Below are 17138 nucleotides of genomic sequence, written 5' to 3'. Positions count from 1 at the left end.
TCTTTCGCGGCGCGGATGGCGGTGTCCGGCGGGAGGGGTTACAGGGCCGTGAAGGCTCCGATGATCAGGAGGTTGACCGCGGATTCCCGGCACGCGTCCTTGGCCGCGGGGACGAACAGCGAGGCGGTGTCCTCGGGCGGGTAGACGCGGAATCCCGCGGCCGGGGTGCGGGTGCAGTCGGGGTAGTTGGCGGCCTGGGTGTAGCGCAGGGTGGCTTTGCCGGCTTTGCCCGGGGCGAGGAGCACGTCCGTGGCCGGCGCCGAGTCATCCCGCTTCGCGGCGGCCCCGATGGGTGCGCCGCTGGCCCCGGCAGTGAGGGATACCCCGGGGTAGCCCTGCAGCAGGCACGGTTCCGTGCCGGAGTTCTTCAGGATCAGCTGCATGTAGACGCTGCCCGCGGCCCCGCCGCCGCGGCTGTCCAGGGATGCGGTGAGATGTGCTGCCTTGCAGCGGGCGGGCCCGGCCGCTGACGTCGTGGCCGCGGCGGACGACGGCGGCGCCGAGGTGGTTCCGTCCGCAGTCGCCGCCGGGGTCTCGGCGGCGGATTCGCTGGCCGAGGCCGACGGCGGCGTGCCGGTGGCGGCGTTCGAGGCCCCCTGCGGCTGGCTGGTAGCGCAGCCGCTGAGCAGCAGCGCCGCGGCCGCCGCCGCTGCCAGGGAAGACATTGCCAGTCGTGTTGTGCTCTGCTGAGGCCTCATGGCTCCAGCCTTATGTTCCACGGTTGCCTGAGTCAACGACGCCACGACGCAGGACCCGGATTGATGCCCGGATTGTAATTTCCGGGGATCAATCCGCGGCGGTGGGTGAGATTTCGCTGCGCGGACGGATTTGGGCGCCGGAATTGGACCAGTGCTACCCGGGCCCGGGGTGCGTCCGTCCGGAAGCGCAGCCGCGGTCCGGAAACCCAGCGCAAACGACGGCGGTGACGCGACGAGCCGGGCAAAGCGAGGCCCCTGCCTCCTCGTAAACCAAGGAAAGCAGGGGCCTCGCTACGTAGCGGTGACTGTGGGATTTGTACCAATTACCCCAGTCAGGCGGGGTATCGGCGCAGCGCCGCAACTCCCGTAAACATAGCGATTTCGACTACTAGCTCACAGGCAAACACAGGTGCTCACATGTAATCCTGCACCAAAATGCACCACAGTTGTCCGCTGTTGGGCGACGCTGCTCATGCCGGATGTTCGCCAATCCTTCGTGGTGAATCGGCATGGATGGGCTTGCGCGCAGCCGATTCGATCAATCCGTCGACTAGCCCGGACGCGAGCTCGTCCTACTCCTGGCTTTCCGGGCTTCGGAGTCGCCGCTTGATGAAGAACCCGACCACAATCAACCCAATTACTAGGACAGCGGCTACCGCGCCCACCGTTATCAGTTCGGTCTCGAAGCCGGATCCTGTGCCTGCCGTTGTTGGGGAAGACGATGACGCCGGCGCGGCGGTGGTGTTTGATGCCCCGGCGGTGAACTTAAAGGTACCTTCGATGGGGTGGCCGTCGGAGGAAACGACCCGCCAGATGACCGTGTACTTGCCTTCGGGGGAGTCAGTCTTCACAGCCTGGGTGACGTGGTTATCAACGATAGTCACGGGCCCGTCAGCCTGGTCGGTGCCGGTGCTGTCTTCGACGCGGACGACGGATCCGAGGGCAACCGGCGTGTGGTCGAAGGTCAGGCCGATCTTCGCGGGGACGGTGCGGACCGTAGAGTCGTTGGCCGGGTCGGTGGTCTCGAGGGCATCGTGGGCCTGCGCGGCCGCGGCGGGAACCATCAGGAGCGCTGCCGTGGCGAGGGTCGCTAGGCATCGCGCGAGTCGGCCTCCCGGGCGAATGCGGTGTGCTGTATTCATGGGCGGGTCCTTTCAGAAGGGCGGGATCCCGGAGGCTGTGGCGGGACAGAGACCCCGCCACAGCCCCGGGCTCGAAGTGCGTCTAGCCTGCGCTACTTGGCTGCGGTGCCGGTGCGCCGGCCGGCTAGGACCAGTCCCAACGACGTTGCGCCGAGGATGAATCCGGCGGCGCCCAGGACGATGCCCCACACGCTTGTCGCGTCGCTGGATGCTGCTGAGGTCTGGCTCCCGGTCGCGGGGGAAGCCGCAGCCGGGGTCGTGGCGGCGTCCGTGCCGTCCTCGGCGGTTGTGGTGAAGGACGGGGCCGGGTGCTTCGGTTCCGGCTGTCCTTCAGCGCTCTGTTCGTCCCAGTTCACGACGGTCCCGTCGGTGTAGGTCTGGGCCGCCTTCAGGGTCACGGTCGTGCCCGCTGCGGGGAGTTTTCCGACGGAGAGTGAGAACGCCTGGTATTGGTTCTTTCCAAGCTGGTGCGTTGCGTCGGCGGTCCAGACCACGGAGCTCGGGGCCTTGGTGACGGTCGTGCCGGATACGGTGACCGGCTTGGGCAGGTCGCTGGTGATGACTTGGGCGCTCCAGCCCTCGACGGGTTTGACCGAGACCGAGGTGAACGGGGTCTCGGTGGGCAGCTGGACTTCGAGCTTGCTGGTCTTTGCGGTAGGGGACTCGTTCGGGACGTTGAACGTCAAATGCGTGTAGCCATTGGCTCCGGTGTCGTCGGGGTTGACGGTGACGTGGGCGGACGCCGCGCTGGCGCCCAGAGCGACCATGCCGGCCGTTGCGGTGACCGCAGCGAGGGTCTTTAGGGTATGGCGGATCGAGGATTTCATGAACAATGCCTTCCAAAAAAGGGTGCGCCAAGGGGCCGCATGTGCGGCGGCGCGAGTCAGGGGAAACGCATGCTGCCGACAGCGAGCCCTTGCCTGCGGGCAAGGCGGACGGGGTCAGCGGGGTAGAGCCAGGTGTCGCTCAGAGAGCGGAAGGGGCAGCAGGCGGCCCGCGCAGGGCGGGCAGCCTGAGGCTTCTCCACCGGGAAGGAATGACGAGGACGAGCGGGGCCCGAAGATGCGGGCAGACAAAAATGACCACCGCCGTCAGGATCCTGATGAGGGGCCTGAGCCACGCGGCCAGCGCCCAGACGGCGGCTTCTCCCCGGGCCAGGACCAGGGCGGTGACCAGCGTCGCTGCGGTGTGCAGGATCAGCATCAGCGATCCCGGCGCTGCGGCGTGCTCCGGCATCAGAGTTGACGTCAAAGGCAGGACGGGCCCGGTGCCGTGCAGATGACCATCTGAGATGGGGGTGAATGCCGTTGGCACCGACAGACCATTGAAGGCCTCGTGCAGGAGCAGCTGGCTGGAGCCGAGTAGAACGGTCATGACCGGTGCCGTGATTCTGGTTTTGGCCACAATCATCACCGGTGCCAGAGTCAGGGCGAAGAGGCCTGCGACGATGGTCGGGTCAGGCAGAGAACCGCCGGCCAGCAGGTGGGCGCTAGCGGCCAAAGCGAACATGGCGGCGGTAAAGGCAGCGGCGCGATGAAATTGGAACGGAGGGGTTATGCCAATCGCCACCTTCCACTCAAAACTGCCGCTCTCCACTCTAAGGAAGTTCAGGTGGTGAGCGGTAATTTGTGCAGGACGGTCAGGGATCAAGCAGAATCGTCTCCCGGTCAGCCTCGGAGGATTGCGAGATTCGCTGGAGACTGCAAGCCCTGGATTTTCAGGTCCCCGCAGCTTTGCGTCGGAACACCTCGGAATGGCTAGCGCCGCAGATCTGTTTGTCCCGCAAGTGCTTCACGCGTTGCCGGTTCCAACCTACGCTCACCAAGGGCACGTCACGTTCTGTGAATGAAGAAAACCCCCGGTTTCCCGGGGGTTTTCATTGGCGGTGACGGTGGGATTTGAACCCACGTTGGCTTTTACACCAAACAACATTTCGAGTGTTGCACCTTCGGCCGCTCGGACACGTCACCAACCTGACTAGGGTACCGGAGCAAGTCCCTCAACCCCAAAACGGCCCGTCAGCCCGCAGCCCCGCGCCGGCCCCCCGAAGACACGTCGGCGGGCGCAACGGCAGCCGCCCGCAGCCGTAGTCCGCGCCCCGCGCGGCCCGGCTGCTTTCATCCAGCCCGGCTCCGGCACTAGATTCGTAAGCAAGATGAGTAACGACAACGAGACACGACAAGCGACCGCCTACTGGACCGTTGGCCCGGAAAAGGGCGAACTTCGGCGCGAGGAGCTGCCAGCGCCCGGCCCCGGCGAAGCGCTGGTGTGCGCGCTGTACTCCGGCATCAGCAAGGGCACCGAGATGGTGGTGCACAACGCCCGCGTGCCGGAGTGCGTCGCCGGGAACATGGCCGCGCCGCACCAAGTAGGCAGCTTCCCGTCACCGGTGAAGTTCGGCTACCTGTCCGTCGGCGTCGTCGAGCAGGGGCCCGCGGAGTGGCAGGGCCAGACCGTCTTCTGCCTGTACCCGCACCAGGACCGCTACATCGTGCCGGTTGAAGCGCTCACGAAAGTGCCGGAGAACGTCCCCGCCCGCCGCGCCGTCCTCACCGGCACGGTGGAGACCGCCGTCAACGCCGTCTGGGAGGCCGGGCCCCGCCTGGGCGACCGGGTCGCCGTTATCGGCGCCGGGCTGGTCGGCGGCATGGTCGCCCAGCTCCTCGGAACCTTCCCGCTGGGCCGGCTGCAGCTGATCGACGTCGACCCCGCCAAGCGCGCCTTCGCCGACACGCTCGGCGTCGGGTTCTGCCACCCCGACGACGCGCTGGACGACTGCGACATCGTGATCCACTGCTCCGCCTCTCAGGCGGGACTGCAGCGCGCCCTGCAGCTCGTGGGCGACGAGGGGGACATCATCGAGATGTCCTGGTACGCCGACCGCGCTGTCACCCTTCCGCTGGGCGAAGACTTCCACGCCCGCAGGCTCTCCATCCGCGCCAGCCAGGTGGGCGTCGTCGCCCGCGCCCGCCGCCACCGCCGCACGAACGCCGACCGGCTGGACCTGGCCGTCTCGCTGCTGGCCGACCCGGTCTTCGACACGTTCCTCACCGGCGCCTCGGCGTTCAGCGAGCTGCCCGACGTCGTCCAGCGGCTCTCCGACGGCAGCCTGGACGCGCTCTGCCACGTCATCGAATACCCCGAAGTCCCCGCAACCGAAAGCACGAGGTAATCCGTGTTCAGCCTGACCGTCCGCCGTAATTTCATGATCGCCCACAGCCTGCCCCGGCCCGCCTTCGGCCCGGCACAGGGCCTGCACGGCGCCACCTTCGTCACGGAGGTGACCTTCCGCCGCCCCGCCCTGAACGAGGACGCGATCGTGCTGGACATCGGCGAGGCCGGCGAGGTGCTCGACGACGTTCTGGCGGGCCTGAACTACAAGAACCTCGACGAGCACCCGGACTTCGCCGGCAAGCTCAGCACCACCGAAGCGCTCGCCCAGTACATCGCCGACGCCGTCGCCGGCCGGATCCGCGGCGGCAGTGACGGCCAGGCGCTCGCCGGCATCGACGTCACCTTGCGCGAAACCCCCGACGCCTGGGCAAGCTACTCGCTCGAGTTCGACGCCGGCTAGCAGCACCGTGGAAGCGCCCGGCGTCCGGCTCCTGGTGCCCGGCAACGTCCGCCACACCTCCGGCGGCAACGCCTACAACGCCGCACTGCTTCGCGCCCTCGCGCAGCTCGGCGTCGCCACCGAAACCCTGCCCGTCGACGGCGGCTGGCCGGTCGGCAGCCCGGCGGAGCGGGGCGCGCTGCGCCGCATGCTCACCGCGCCCGACGCCGGCCGGGTCACCCTGGTCGACGGGCTGGTGGCCTGCGGGGCGCCGGAGGAGCTGGAGGCGGCGGCCGCGGCCGGGGCACCCGCTTGGATCCTGCTGCACATGCCGCTGGCGGCGCATCCCGACCTGGAACGCCGTGCCCTCCGGGCTGCCGCCGGCGTCATCTGCACCAGCAACACGGCCGCGGCGGCGCTCCGGACGGCCCACGGCCTGCGGGACACCGACGGCGGGATCCACGTCGCGGTCCCTGGCACCGACCCGGCGGCCCCAGCTGCCGGTTCGAGTCAGCCGCACCTGCTGGTCCTGGCTGCGCTGCTGCCCAACAAGGACCAGCAGCTCCTGCTCTCCGCCCTGGCGCAGCTCACAGACCTGGCCTGGACGGCGACGCTCGCCGGGTCGGACACCGCAGACCCGGGTTACGCCGCCCTGCTCCGCCGCCAGGCCGAACACCCGGGCCTGGCGGAACGGGTGCGGATCCCGGGGGAACTGCGCGGCACCGCGCTTGAGGCCGAATGGTCCGCGACGGACCTCAGCCTGCTGATATCCCGGTCCGAAACCTACGGGCTGGTGGTGGCCGAGTCACTGGCCCGCGGCGTGCCGGTGATCGTCCGGGACGGCACGGGAGCCGTCGAAGCGTTGGCGGCCGGCACCCCCGGCACGCCCGTTAACGGTACCCCCGCCCCCGGAACCCCCGGAACCCCCGCGGACGCCCCGGCGTTCCCGGCGCTGCCGGGCGCCGCCGTCGGCCTTGGCGAGGACCCTGCGCCGCTGGCGGCGCTGCTGCGCCGCTGGCTCACCGACCCCGCGCTCCGCTCCGCTTGGCGGGCCGCGGCCCACGCCGCCCGCGGCCACCTGCCCGGCTGGGACGCCACGGCGCGGGCCGTCCTGGACATCCTCGACCGCCCCGCCGGCCCGCGGCAGCAGCCGGGCCGGTCTCCCCACGCGGCCAACTAATACGGGCAACTCGGGCCGGGCGGGTGCAGAATGAGCCCATGGAGACCGAGCCCAGAACCGTGCAGCTGCCTTCCGCCGAAAGCCTGACGCCGGAGCGGCTGCGGGCCTGGTCCTGGCACCGCCAGGGCCTGGACGGCTCGCTCGCCGGGTGCAGCGCGGACGAAGTCTTTGCCCGGGCCGGCTGGGCACGGTCCATCGGCGGCGCCAACCCCTACCTCACCCTGTTTGCCCGGGCCGGAATCCGCCGGGCGCAGGTGGACGCCGACGTGCTGGCCCACAAAATCCTTGAACTTCCGACGGCGCGGGGCTGCACCTACGTGCTGGGCGCCGACGACTTCGCCTGGTCCCTGCGGCTGGGACGCGGCGCAGCCGAGTCCGGCTTCCGGGTGGTCGGCCGGCTCGGCGTGGACCGCGGGGAGATCGCGCTCCTCGAAGAACAGGTACTGCACACCCTCACCGAAGCCGGCGTCCCGCTCGACCCGCGCCGGCTCAAGGACGAACTCGGCGACTCCGTGCGCAACCTCGGCGAGGAGGGCAAGAAGAAGGGCGCAGCCACCACGCTCCCCACCGCCCTCGGCATCCTCCAGGCGGACGGGAGGATCCGCCGGGTCCCCGCGAACGGCCGGCTTGACCAACAGCGCTACGCCTACGAGCCGTGGGGCCTGTCGCCGAGTACGCTCAGCGACGAGGAGGTCCGCGAGGAACTGATCCGCCGCTACCTCGGCTGGACCGGCGGGGCTACCTTCAAACAGTCCCGGTGGTTCAGCGGCTTCACGGTGGCGCAGAGCAGGGACGCCTTCGCCGCCGTCGGCGCCGTCGAGGTTCCCACCGCAGCCGGGGGAGACCCGCTCTGGATGCTGCCCGACGACGTCGGCCTCCTCGCCGCCTTCGAGGAACCGGCCGAGGAACAGATCCAGTTGCTCGCGGGCTCGGATTCACTGGTGCTGTTGCGCCGGAACGCGGCCGAGCTGCTGGCCGAGGAGGATCAGGACAAACAAACGCTGGGCTCGCTCGCGCTCCAGGCGGACCTGCCGGACCATCCGATCCTTGACCGCGGCCGGATCATCGGACTGTGGCAGTACGACCCGGGCCGGGAACAGGTCGCGGCGTGGGTGTTCACCGCGCCCACCCCGGCGGTGGCGCAGCGGATCGCGGAAGTGGAGGCCTGGATCAAGGCCGACCTGGGTGACTTCCGCGCCTACAGCCTGGATTCGCCGGCGTCCCGGCAGCCGCGGATCGACGCGCTGCGGGCGTCGTCGGTGGCCGGGGCCTAGGCTTCGGTCGAGCGGTGGCCGGCGAAGAACTCCCGCAGCAGGTCCCCGCACTCCTGTTCGCGGACCCCGGCGTAGACCTCTACCCAGTGGTTGAGCCGGCGCTCCCGGAGGATGTCGAACACCGAGCCGGCGGCCCCCGCCTTTTCATCCCACGCACCGAACACCACCCGCGGAATCCGGGCCAGCACCACCGCGCCGGCGCACATCGCGCAAGGTTCCAGCGTCACCACCAGGGTGCAGTCCGCCAGCCGCCACCCGTCGTCGTGCAGTCCCGCCGACGCGCGGCGCTCGCGGAGCCGGGCCGCGGCCTCCCGGATCGCCACCATCTCGGCGTGGGCCGTCGGATCGCCGAGGGCCTCCCGCTCGTTCCGCCCGGAGCCCAGCACGGACCCGTCCGGCCCGACCACGACGGCGCCGATCGGCACGTCCTCGGTGGCCAGGGCCCGGTGCGCCTCGGCGAGGGCCAGACCCATCCATTCCGCATGCCGGGGCTCGGGGGAAGTCATGGCTCAATGATAGTTTCGATCCTAAGCAAGCTGTGCACCTGAGTGGTGCACCGGGAAGTCGGGAGAGGGCATTGAGCACCAGGACTGAAAGCTGGCTGATGCGGCGCTGGGGCAAGTGGGTGGTCCCGTACGCGGCCCTGTGGGTCACCATGCTGATCGGCGGCATCGTCGTGGTCGCCCTGGCGCTGACCAGCGCCGAGGTCTACGACGACGTCGTGGATGACGCCGGCATGGCCGGCCTGGACGAACCGACGCTGGCGTTCATGCAGCAGCTGCGCAACCCGGGCCTGGATTCGTTCGTCACCGGCTTCACCAACATTGGCGGTGGCATCGGCATGCCGATCCTGGCCAGCATCCTGACCGCCTGGCTCATCTGGGCGTCCCGGACCTGGCGGCCGCTGATCCTGATCGGCGGCGCCGCCGCCGTCTCGGTCACTGCGACCTCGCTGGGCAAGAAGCTGATCGGCCGCACCCGCCCGGACCACGCCGACGCCGTACCGCCCTATGAGGATTCCCCCTCGTTCCCCAGCGGCCACACCCTGAACACGACGGTGGTGATCGGGCTGGTTGTCTACCTCGCCTGCCTGCAGGTGAAACGCACCGTCGCCCGTGTCAGTTTCATCACGGCGGGCGCGGTGTTTATCTTCCTGATGGGCATGAGCCGGGTGTTCCTGGGCCACCACTGGATGACCGACGTGATCTTCGGCTGGGCCCTGGGACTGGGCTGGGTGGGGATCGTGATCCTGGCCCACAGGCTCTTCCATGTACTGCGGCACCGGGAGCGTACCGGTCCCGCGCCGACCTTCGACAACAAGGCGCACCTGCGCGACCGGGCCCCGGCGTCGGTCGTGGAAGGAAATGGAAATGGTGACGCCCGCGCGGACGACGACGGCGGGCGGGCCCACGACGGCGGGACCGCCAGCGCTGGGGCCGACAGCGGGAGCGCCGACGCCGGAACCCCCGGGCCCGGGGGACGCTCCTCAGCGTCCGGATGATAGTTTTGACCCATGCGCACTCTCGTTGTTGACCACCCGCTGGTCGCCCATAAGCTCACCGTACTGCGGGACAAAAACACCCCGTCCCCGGTCTTCCGGCAGCTCACCGAAGAGCTGGTCACGCTGCTGGCCTACGAGGCGACCCGCGACGTCCGCACCGAGCCTGTCACCATCGAGACGCCGGTCAGCACCACCATCGGCACGGCGTTCACCAAGCCCACCCCGCTGGTTGTCCCCATCCTGCGCGCCGGGCTCGGCATGCTCGAAGGCATGACCAAGCTGGTCCCCACCGCTGAGGTCGGCTTCCTGGGCATGGCCCGGGACGAGGAAACGCTGGACATCATCACTTACGCGGAGCGCCTGCCGGAGGATCTGACGGACCGGCAGATCTTCGTCCTCGACCCGATGCTGGCCACCGGCGGCACCCTGCGTGAAGCGATCAAGTTCCTCTTCAAGCGCGGCGCCTCCGATGTCACCTGCATCTGCCTGCTGGCCGCCCCCGAGGGGTTGGCGAAGCTGGAGGAGGAACTCTCGGACGCCAACGTCACGATCGTCCTGGCCTCGATCGACGAGAAGCTCAACGAAAAGTCCTACATCGTGCCGGGCCTGGGCGACGCCGGCGACCGGCTCTACGGCATCGCAGTCTAGACGCGGCGCAAGGCCCCGGACCAGCGGTCCGGGGCCTTTCTGCTGTCCACTGCCCGCCGTTTCCGGCGTCCGGCGTCGAAGGGTTCCGGCGGAACCCGTCCGGGACTAGCCTGTGGCCATGGACTGGAAACTTGAACTCGTTTTCGTGCCCGTGTCGGATGTGGACCGGGCCAAGGACTTCTACGTTAACAAGGTGGGCTTCAACGCCGACTATGACGAACGCCCCTCCGAGGGCATCCGTTTTGTCCAGCTGACACCGCCGGGATCGGCCTGCTCGATTGCGATCGGCGAGGGGCTTACCGATGCTCCGCCCGGCACCGCGCCGAGCCTCCAGATGGTGGTCAGCGACATCCAGGCCGCGCACCGGCAACTCAAGGAAGGCGGCGTGGACGTCAGCGAAGTCGACGTTCAAGACTGGGGCGAGTTCATCTACTTCGCCGATCCGGACGGCAACAAATGGGCAGTGCAGTACATCCCCGGCCGTCCCAACGGGTAGCCGGCCGGATCCGCCCCGCCGCTGGCCGCGCGGGGCGCAAGGCAGAAAGAGGCCCCGGATCCGGCGGATCCGGGGCCTCGTTCTGCGGGCACCCTACGGGAAGGGCCCGTGGTGCTTAGTACCAGTTGTTCGCGTAGTGGAAGTTCAGGGCGTTACACGGCGAGCCGTAGCGGTCCTCGACGTACTGCAGACCCCAGTTGATCTGGGTCCGGTAGTTGGTCCGGTAGTCCGCGCCGGCGCTGGCCATTTTCTCCGCCGGCAGGGACTGCACCACGCCGTACGCGCCGCTGCTGGGGTTGGTCGCGGTGGTCTTCCAGTCCGATTCCTTGGTCCACAGCTTCATCAGGCACTGCATCTCGCTCGGCGCCCAGCCGTGGGCCGGCAACTGGGAGGCCGCGTAGGCCTGCGCCCCGGCCGGGTCGTCGACGGCGATCGGCTTGGCGGGCTTTGCCGCCGCCGGTTTGGGGGCCGCCGGGGCCTTCTTCGGCGCCGCAGCCTTGGCGGTGGGGGAGGCCGGCGCCTTGGCTGCCTTGCTGGCCTTGGCCTCCACGCTCGCCGGGGCGGGGGAGGCAGGGGTGTTGCTGCCGACCCGTTCAAAGTTCAAGGTTTGCAGGGAAGCGGCGGTGTCCCTGGCCGCTTCATCGGCGCGGGCGCTCTGGCCCGAGGCCTGGCCTGCAGCGCCGGCGCCCAGCAGGACGGCGAAAGCTGTGGCGGCTACGGCGGCGCGCTTGCCGGCCGAGCCTGCACGAAGCCGTGACAGGGCAGAAGTGCGTTGGGCCGGGACGGCGCGGTGGCGCGCGTGGTCGGTGTCGGACGTGCGTTTAGCGCCTTCCGGGCGCGCGGGTACCTTGAAATCAGTCATCTATGCCTCTCAACGCCTACGGAGTGAGCTGTCGGGTTCGGATCCGTGACCCGGCCGCACGGAATCTCAACGTGTCGGCTTAACCCCAAGGGTGCATGGCTGCAGAATGCCCGGGAACACTGGGTCCCCCGCCTCTGCCTGGTCCATGAGAATCCGGGAAGCGGCAGAGCTTGGCGTCAACCCGGATGCGCGGTCAGATCGATGACCGCTCCATAAAACCGTACCGAACTCTCCTCCGAAAGTCACATTTAGGTAACGGGCGTGGTGTGGCGTGGTGTGGCGGCTTGCCTTTGGCGCCCAAGAGGATAGCGGGTTGGTGCAAGGCCGGCCGGTCAGGAAGCGGCAGCCGCTGCCGGCAGCCTGACGGCGAACTGGGTCCGGCCCGGCCGGGAGGTCACCTCGACCGTCCCGCCGTGGGCCTGGACGATCGAGTACACGATGGATAGCCCCAGCCCGCTGGTGCCCTCGGACGCCGGTGCGGCGACCGCCGTCGTCCCTGCCGACGGCGCTGCTGACGGTCCGGCGGGCCCGCCTGCGGCCCCGGCCGCCGGATTCGTGCGGGCGGCGTCGGCCCGGGCGAAGCGCGCGAAGACCCGGCCGACGAACTCCGGGGCGATGCCGCCGCCGTTGTCCGTCACGGTGACCACGGCGCTGCCGTCGGCCGCGCGCATCACGCCGGTGACCACGGTCGTTCCCGGCCCGGTGTGCTTGCGGGCGTTGGACAGCAGATTGGCGAGCACCTGGTGCAGCTGGGTGGAGTCGCCGCGCACCAGCACGGGCTCGTCGGGAAGTTCCAACTGCCAGATCCGGTCCGGGGCCATGACCTTCTCGTCGCTCACCGTTTCGACCGCCAGCTGGGTGAGGTCGACGTTGCCGAAGGTGGGCGGCTGCCCCTCGTCCAGCCGCGCCAGCAGCAGCAGATCCTCCACCAGCGCCGTCATCCGCTCCGACTGGCTTTGCACACGGGCCAGGGACTTCTCGCCGTCGGGGGTGAAATGCTCCGTCATCCGCAGCAACTCGGTGTAGCCGCGGATCGCGGTCAGGGGCGTCCGGAGTTCGTGGGAGGCGTCCGCGACGAACTGCCGCACCTTCATCTCGCTTTCCTGCCGGGCTTGCAGGGCATTGGAGACGTTCTCCAGCATCTGGTTCAGGGCGTAGCCGACGCTGCCGACCTCCGTGCCCGGGTGGGCGGCCGACGGCGGGACGCGCACCCCCAGCGCCACCTCGCCGGCGTCCAGCGGCAGCCGTGAGACCTTGGTGGCGACCTCGGAGAGCTGCTCGAGCGGCTGCATGGTCCGGCGGATGAGGGCGGTGCCGACGAGCCCGACCAGGATCAGGCCGCCGGCGGACACGGCTCCGAGGGTGCCCACCAGGGACGCCAGGGTGCTTTGCTTCTCGGCCAGGGGCAGCCCGGTGACAATGACGTCGCCGTACGGGGCGGTCGCGGCGATAAGCCGGTAGGCGCCCGCCGAGAGGGTCCGGTCCACCGGCTCCGCGTTCGGGGCCAGCGCCAGCAGGACCGCGTTGTCGTCGGCGGAGAGGCTCCTGCGCGTGGCATCGCCGGCAAGGACACCGGCGCTCACCACGGCGCCGCCCTGCAACCGGGCATTCAGCGTGCCGATGCCCTGACCGCGTGCCTCAAGCGGGTCCGGCCGTCCGCGGGGGTCGTCGGGGTCGGATCGGCCGAACTCGCTGGAGCGGTGCGCGGCGGCTCCGAGCTGTTCGTCGAGTTGCCGGGTGAGGAAGGAATCCATGGAGATGTAGCTGAAGACGCCCACTGCGCCGCAGATGGCCACGAGCAGTCCCATGGCCACCAGGACCAGCCGGGTGCGCAGATGCCACGTGGACGGGCTGCGCCAGTCGGGCCCGGGAGCGGCCGCAACGTCGGGGAAGGAAGGCATCGGTCAGTCCGCCGGTTTCAGGACGTAGCCGGCGCCGCGCACCGTGTGGATCATCGGCGCGTGGTTGGCGTCGATCTTCTTCCGCAGATAGGAGATGTACAGTTCCACGATGTTGGCCTGGCCGCCGAAGTCGTAGTCCCAGACCCGGTCCAGGATCTGGGCCTTGCTGATGACCCGTTTCGGGTTCTCCATCAGGTAACGCAGCAGTTCGAACTGGGTGGCGGTCAGGTGCACGTCCTCGCCGGCCCGCGTCACGTCGCGGGTGTCCACGTTCAGCACGAGGTCCCCGACGACGAGCTCGGCAGTGTCCATGGCGGCCACCCCGGAGCGCTGGACCAGCCGGTGGAGCCGCAGCAGGACTTCCTCCATGCTGAACGGCTTGGTGACGTAGTCATCGCCGCCGGCTGCCAGTCCGGTGATCCGGTCCTGGACGGCGTCCTTGGCCGTGAGGAAGAGCGCGGGTACCTCGGGCGCGAACGCGCGGATCCGGGTGAGCAGCTCGACGCCGTCGAACCCGGGGAGCATCACGTCCAGGACCAGCACGTCGGGGCGGAATTCCTTGGCCAGCTTGACCGCTTCGGGGCCGTCCGCCGCCACGGCAACGGACCAGCCCGCCATGCGCAGCCCCATGCTCATCAGCTCCGAGAGACTGGGCTCGTCGTCCACCACCAGGGCCCGGATGGGGGAGCCGTCCGGATGCGTCAGTTGGGGGAGGTGGTTGGTCATGGAGTGCGAAGTGGCCATGGGACGACTCTCCGATCTGCCGGTGAGGTGCGGCTTTGGGGATCCTGTGCGGCACCTGTGACTTCCAGACTATCGAGCTGGGTGTCCGCCCGGGACCGGGGCCGCGGCGGCCGGGTCGGGTCCTCAGGGCTGCCCACTGCGTGGACGGCCGGCCCGCGCACCGGACCAAAGATGCGATTTCGTAATTTCTGCTTACGGAAAACGCAAAGCCGCCACCAGGCCGCAAGATCGAATCATCTTCGGGCACGTGGCGAAATGCAGTTCTATTCCGCGTGATCTCCCGGCCCCAGACCGGCAGCGCAGAATTGTGATCTCCACTACAAACGGCGATTTTGTCTCACCATGCGGACTTTAGCGTCCATTGTTACTTGCTAGTTCTCATTGTTACGTTGCACACTTCCAATGTGAACAAGAACTCAACAGCACCTGCAGCCGCAGCTTCCTGGATCAGCGCACCCGCTGGTACTGAGATGCCCTGTTGTCGAATGCACGCCTAACTTCTACACCCCAGAACGTTTTCTAGGCATTCGCCCCCAGCCCAGCGTCGGGCGCCCCTCCCCAGTTCTCATTGCGGGGAAAAAGCATTCGAGCCGCGATGACGGCCATTCACATTGAGGTAAGCAATCCATGTCAGTTGCATCCGGATACGTCCACATCTCCGTCCGAAACGCTAACAAGGCCGGCCAGACCGGTGTCCGCCAGGGCTTCGGCGGCAGGCCCAGCTTCGGCCCTGCCGGATCCGCCAGCTTCCCCGCTCCGGGTTACGCCGCCCAGGGGTACAACCCGAACTCGTACGGCCAGCTGCGCGCGGTACCGGCCGAGACGGCCCCGACCACGGCGCCCACCCCGGTGATTGCCCCCGGGACTTCCGGCCCCGTCCGTCCGGTCCCCAACGACAACGTTGCCCGCGGCTTTGTGCTCTACATGGGCATTGACGAGGAGACCGCGGCTGCCGCCGGCACGTCCATTGCCAAGCTGGCCCAGGAAATCCGCGCCTACGCCCAGTCGCTCGTGCCCGGCGCGGAGAGCTACGCCGCGGTGGCCGTCGCCCCGGCTTCCGCCGCCGGTTCGGCCCTCGACGTCGTCCGCTCCACGTTCGGCGACCCCACCGCCGGTGCCCGGCAGCGCGCCGAAAACGCCCGGCTGCAGCAGCCGCAGGATCCGCGCCCGTCCGGTGTGCTGATCGACCTGGCCCGCCGCGAGGTGGCGCTCGACGGCGAATCGCTGAACCTGACGTTCAAGGAGTTCGAACTCCTTAATTACCTCGTGGAAAACGGCACCCGCACCGTGGGCCGCGACGAGTTGCTCGAAGGCCTGTGGAAGAACGCCGAGGAGGTCCCCAACGAGCGCACCATCGATGTGCACATCCGCCGGCTGCGCTCCAAGCTGGGCCGCCTGGCCAACACCGTGCGCACGGTCCGCGGCCAGGGATACCGCTTCTACGAACACCCGGAAGTTGTCGTCTGGGCCGCCCCGGAATACTCCATCTAGCTTCCAAGTCCGGCGCAAAGCGTCCGTCCCTGTTCCGGGGGCGGGCGCTTTCGCTTTGGCGGCACGATCCCTCGGCGCCTGCGCTCGGCGTCGCCGCAACCCGCGCCTCGCAACGCGCTTATGGACCCTATTGCGTTTCCTGCCTTCGGCGTAGTCTCGGACCGTCGATCCGACTATTGGGAGGAATCATGTCTGTTGCACGTATTACTACCCTGAGCTCGAACTCCAAGACCTCGTTCGAGGACGCCATCAAGGAAGGCGTGGACCGGGCCAACAAGACCCTGCGGAACGTTACCGGCGCCTGGGTCAAGGAGCAGAAGGTCGAAATCAGCGGCGGCGCTGTCGTCGCCTGGCACGTGGTGCTGGAAGTGACCTTCGTCCTGGAGGACTGAGGCCTCACCGGCGGGCGCGCTCGTGGCCGGCGGTCCCCACTAGGATGGGAGCCATGAGCGCGCATCACATACGACGGCTGGTGCTCATGCGGCACGCCAAGGCCGACTGGCCCGGCGGCGTGGCGGACCACGAGCGGCCGCTGGAAGAACGGGGCCACCGCGATGCACCGCTGGCCGGAGAGTGGCTCCTCAAGCACCGGGTGGTCCCGGATTTCATCCTCTGTTCCAGCGCCCTGCGGACCCGCCAGACCTGCACCTGGGTGTGCAGCGCCCTGGGGGACAAGGCGCCGACGCCGAAGCTCGAAGACGGTCTTTACGGCGCCTCCGCACTGCGCATGCTGGCCGTGATCAACCACGTCCCGGACACCGTCACAACGCTGATGGTGATCTCTCATATGCCCGGCGTCCAGGACCTGGCCATGCATCTGGCATCCCGGGACTCCAACCACGAGGCGTACATGGACGCGGCGACACGTTACCCCACCAGCGGGCTGACGGTATTCGAAACGGAGAAGCCCTGGGCCGAACTGGACGGCCAGGATGCCCGGCTGACCCACTTCAAGGTGCCCCGCGCGAAGTAGGCGACCGCACCGTCCTCGCTGATAGGCAGCCCGCGCTTTGTGTTGTTTACTGATGCTGCAACTGCTTTTACTGCCGGGTTTTATCAGCGACCGAGGAAAAGGTGGGTCACCGTGGATTCAGGACAGCTCATAGGCATCATCGTCGGCATCGTCGTGGTGCTCGCGATCATCGGTGTGGCAATGTACCTCAGCCGCAAGCGCAAGGCAGACGCGGACCGGAACCGGGCGGCGGAAATGCGGGAAAAGGCGGAGGCGGATCAGCTCGCTGCCCGCGAGCATGAGGCGAAGGCGGCACGGACCGAAGCGGACGCGAAGGCCGCCGAGGTGGAGGCCGAACGCCTTCGCCGGCAGGCCCGCGGAACGCAGCAGGAGGCCGAAGCCGTCCGTGCCGGCGCCCAGGAGCAGCTCCGCCGGGCCGACGACGTCGACCCCGACGTCGTCACCACCGAACGCGGCGACACAGCCCGCGGCGACGAATTTCACAGGGACACTGAACGGGACGCCGAGCGCAGGGACACCGTGGGCGGTGACACTCCCCGGGAACAGACCGGACAGGATGCCGAACTCCGCCGTGACCGGACCCACCGCGAGCCCCCGGCGGCTCCGGCCCCGGAGGCCGAGCACCCCGATGCCGACCGCCCGCACGACGAGCGGCCGCGCAATCTCTGAGCTGCG

19 protein-coding genes, 1 tRNA gene and 1 riboswitch are annotated in these 17138 nt (G+C 68.8%); of the genes, 11 read left to right on the top strand and 9 right to left on the bottom strand.

Features of this window, described 5'->3' with window-relative positions:
* Positions 1-38: 38 nt before the first annotated feature.
* The 5 genes from ACTWLI_RS03795 to ACTWLI_RS03775 all read right to left on the bottom strand — a co-directional run bounded on the left by ACTWLI_RS03795 (position 39) and on the right by ACTWLI_RS03775 (position 3810).
* Entirely contained in the window at positions 39-665 is a 627-nt protein-coding gene (locus ACTWLI_RS03795) for a DUF4232 domain-containing protein (RefSeq protein ID WP_445155352.1), read from the bottom strand.
* 605 nt (positions 666-1270) lie between these two features.
* Complete coding sequence (locus tag ACTWLI_RS03790) at positions 1271-1840, bottom strand: copper resistance CopC family protein (RefSeq protein WP_445155351.1); 570 nt, start codon at positions 1838-1840, stop codon at positions 1271-1273.
* 92 nt (positions 1841-1932) lie between these two features.
* Positions 1933-2667, bottom strand: a complete 735-nt coding sequence (locus ACTWLI_RS03785) for a YcnI family copper-binding membrane protein (protein WP_445155350.1) — start codon at positions 2665-2667, stop codon at positions 1933-1935.
* A gap of 139 nt (positions 2668-2806) precedes the next feature.
* Positions 2807-3436 (bottom strand): hypothetical protein, encoded by a 630-nt coding sequence (locus tag ACTWLI_RS03780; RefSeq protein ID WP_445155349.1) that lies wholly within the window; start codon positions 3434-3436, stop codon positions 2807-2809.
* 284 nt (positions 3437-3720) lie between these two features.
* Positions 3721-3810: transfer RNA gene (locus tag ACTWLI_RS03775), tRNA-Ser, on the bottom strand.
* 185 nt (positions 3811-3995) lie between these two features.
* Between ACTWLI_RS03775 and ACTWLI_RS03770 the strand changes: the two genes are divergently transcribed.
* The 4 genes from ACTWLI_RS03770 to ACTWLI_RS03755 are packed head-to-tail and all read left to right on the top strand — an operon-like array spanning position 3996 to position 7847.
* Positions 3996-5012 carry a zinc-dependent alcohol dehydrogenase gene (locus tag ACTWLI_RS03770; RefSeq protein WP_445155348.1) on the top strand — a complete coding sequence of 339 codons (1017 nt, stop codon included), beginning with the start codon at positions 3996-3998 and terminating at the stop codon, positions 5010-5012.
* Between the two features lie 3 nt (positions 5013-5015).
* A complete protein-coding gene (locus tag ACTWLI_RS03765) occupies positions 5016-5414 on the top strand; it encodes a 6-pyruvoyl trahydropterin synthase family protein (RefSeq protein WP_445155347.1) in 399 nt (132 codons plus the stop codon).
* 7 nt (positions 5415-5421) lie between these two features.
* Positions 5422-6573, top strand: a complete 1152-nt coding sequence (locus ACTWLI_RS03760; RefSeq protein ID WP_445155346.1) for a glycosyltransferase — start codon at positions 5422-5424, stop codon at positions 6571-6573.
* Positions 6574-6611: 38 nt separating this feature from the next.
* Entirely contained in the window at positions 6612-7847 is a 1236-nt protein-coding gene (locus ACTWLI_RS03755) for a DNA glycosylase AlkZ-like family protein (protein ID WP_445155345.1), read from the top strand.
* Here the strand turns inward: ACTWLI_RS03755 and ACTWLI_RS03750 are convergent.
* On the bottom strand, positions 7844-8353 hold the full coding sequence (locus ACTWLI_RS03750; protein WP_445155344.1) for a nucleoside deaminase: 510 nt from the start codon (positions 8351-8353) through the stop codon (positions 7844-7846). The two genes, ACTWLI_RS03755 and ACTWLI_RS03750, sit on opposite strands and share 4 nt — an antisense overlap.
* A 98-nt stretch (positions 8354-8451) precedes the next feature.
* On the opposite strand from ACTWLI_RS03750, the gene ACTWLI_RS03745 reads away from it, so the two are divergent.
* The 3 genes from ACTWLI_RS03745 (at position 8452) to ACTWLI_RS03735 (ending at position 10492) form a co-directional block, all read left to right on the top strand.
* Positions 8452-9348, top strand: coding sequence for a phosphatase PAP2 family protein (locus tag ACTWLI_RS03745; protein WP_445156112.1), 897 nt, complete (start codon positions 8452-8454; stop codon positions 9346-9348).
* 12 nt (positions 9349-9360) lie between these two features.
* Positions 9361-9996, top strand: coding sequence for a uracil phosphoribosyltransferase (upp, locus tag ACTWLI_RS03740; protein ID WP_346960434.1), 636 nt, complete (start codon positions 9361-9363; stop codon positions 9994-9996).
* Between the two features lie 118 nt (positions 9997-10114).
* Entirely contained in the window at positions 10115-10492 is a 378-nt protein-coding gene (locus ACTWLI_RS03735; RefSeq protein WP_445155343.1) for a VOC family protein, read from the top strand.
* Between the two features lie 115 nt (positions 10493-10607).
* Here ACTWLI_RS03735 and ACTWLI_RS03730 read toward each other — a convergent pair whose 3' ends face one another.
* The 3 genes from ACTWLI_RS03730 to ACTWLI_RS03720 all read right to left on the bottom strand — a co-directional run bounded on the left by ACTWLI_RS03730 (position 10608) and on the right by ACTWLI_RS03720 (position 13999).
* The gene (locus tag ACTWLI_RS03730; protein ID WP_445155342.1) at positions 10608-11354 is read right to left on the bottom strand and encodes a hypothetical protein; all 747 of its coding nucleotides are present in this window, start codon (positions 11352-11354) and stop codon (positions 10608-10610) included.
* Positions 11353-11523: riboswitch (cyclic di-AMP (ydaO/yuaA leader) on the bottom strand. Its footprint overlaps the gene before it by 2 nt.
* Before the next feature lie 163 nt (positions 11524-11686).
* The gene (locus tag ACTWLI_RS03725) at positions 11687-13255 is read right to left on the bottom strand and encodes a HAMP domain-containing sensor histidine kinase (protein ID WP_445155341.1); all 1569 of its coding nucleotides are present in this window, start codon (positions 13253-13255) and stop codon (positions 11687-11689) included.
* A gap of 3 nt (positions 13256-13258) precedes the next feature.
* Positions 13259-13999, bottom strand: a complete 741-nt coding sequence (locus ACTWLI_RS03720) for a response regulator transcription factor (RefSeq protein ID WP_445155340.1) — start codon at positions 13997-13999, stop codon at positions 13259-13261.
* A 627-nt stretch (positions 14000-14626) separates the two neighbouring features.
* Here ACTWLI_RS03720 and ACTWLI_RS03715 point away from each other — a divergent pair.
* From ACTWLI_RS03715 to ACTWLI_RS03700, 4 genes are all read left to right on the top strand, one after another.
* A complete protein-coding gene (locus ACTWLI_RS03715; protein WP_445155339.1) occupies positions 14627-15490 on the top strand; it encodes a winged helix-turn-helix domain-containing protein in 864 nt (287 codons plus the stop codon).
* Positions 15491-15678: 188 nt separating this feature from the next.
* Positions 15679-15882, top strand: coding sequence for a dodecin family protein (locus ACTWLI_RS03710; protein ID WP_445155338.1), 204 nt, complete (start codon positions 15679-15681; stop codon positions 15880-15882).
* Positions 15883-15935: 53 nt separating this feature from the next.
* Complete coding sequence (locus ACTWLI_RS03705) at positions 15936-16463, top strand: SixA phosphatase family protein (RefSeq protein ID WP_445155337.1); 528 nt, start codon at positions 15936-15938, stop codon at positions 16461-16463.
* A gap of 111 nt (positions 16464-16574) precedes the next feature.
* Complete coding sequence (locus tag ACTWLI_RS03700) at positions 16575-17132, top strand: hypothetical protein (protein WP_445155336.1); 558 nt, start codon at positions 16575-16577, stop codon at positions 17130-17132.
* Positions 17133-17138: the final 6 nt, after the last annotated feature.

This window comes from Arthrobacter sp. Hor0625, assembly GCF_052567525.1.
This window is presented reverse-complemented; position numbering and strand designations above follow the sequence as displayed.